Genomic DNA, 678 nt, shown 5'->3' on the forward strand with positions numbered 1-678 from the left:
CCCGGCGCGCACCATCGACCTGCGCGTGTCTTCGGACACGCTGGCCCAACGGCGCGCCGTCATGGAAGCGCGCGGCGCCCAGGCATGGCAGCCGCTGGAGCGCGAGCGCCACGTGTCGCAGGCGCTGCAGGCGTACGCGGCGCTCACCACGTCGGCCGACCGCGGCGCGGTGCGCGACCTGGCCCAGCTCAAGCGCTGAGGCGGCGCGGCATCGGCAGGCCGATGCGCGATGCGGCAGCTTCGTCGCGTTGAAAAAAACAAAAGCCGGCAGCTTGCGCGCCGGCTTTTTTCATGTAGCGCATTATCCAGATCGCATTGCCAATCCGTCAATTCGAGTTTAGCCTCGTGAATTGCTGTCGAGTTCGTAAACGTCATCGGCTACGGGAAAAATCATGGCGCATCGCAACGCCGAGGCAATCGCGTGGTCGGATTGGCGAACAGGTGCAGCCCGGAACAGGGCGATCGACAGTCCTGCGCAAGCGGCGGATCGTCCGAGCCGGGCCAGGAAGATTTTTCGCCCAACCTGGCAAACCGCGGCGAGCATGTTCAATCCGGCGCCAGTTATCAAGAGCATCCCTGCCGTTGCTTTTCCTTTGGATTTTCCCGGGACCCGCTATCGACATTCGGAATCGACCCTGGCGAATATCGTCGACTACCGCGCCGTTGCAGGGGCGATGA

Annotated in this window: 1 protein-coding gene and 1 pseudogene; both read left to right on the forward strand. The window is 63.7% G+C overall.

Features of this window, described 5'->3' with window-relative positions:
• Window positions 1-199, forward strand: a pseudogene (locus KVT32_RS28135) (dihydroxy-acid dehydratase); the annotation flags it as partial.
• A 193-nt stretch (window positions 200-392) separates the two neighbouring features.
• On the forward strand, window positions 393-678 hold a 286-nt coding region (locus KVT32_RS28140), incomplete at its 3' end, for a hypothetical protein (RefSeq protein WP_217619205.1).

The sequence above is a fragment of the Achromobacter sp. GbtcB20 genome (assembly GCF_019091095.1).
Taxonomy (GTDB): Bacteria; Pseudomonadota; Gammaproteobacteria; order Burkholderiales; family Burkholderiaceae_B; genus Achromobacter; species Achromobacter mucicolens.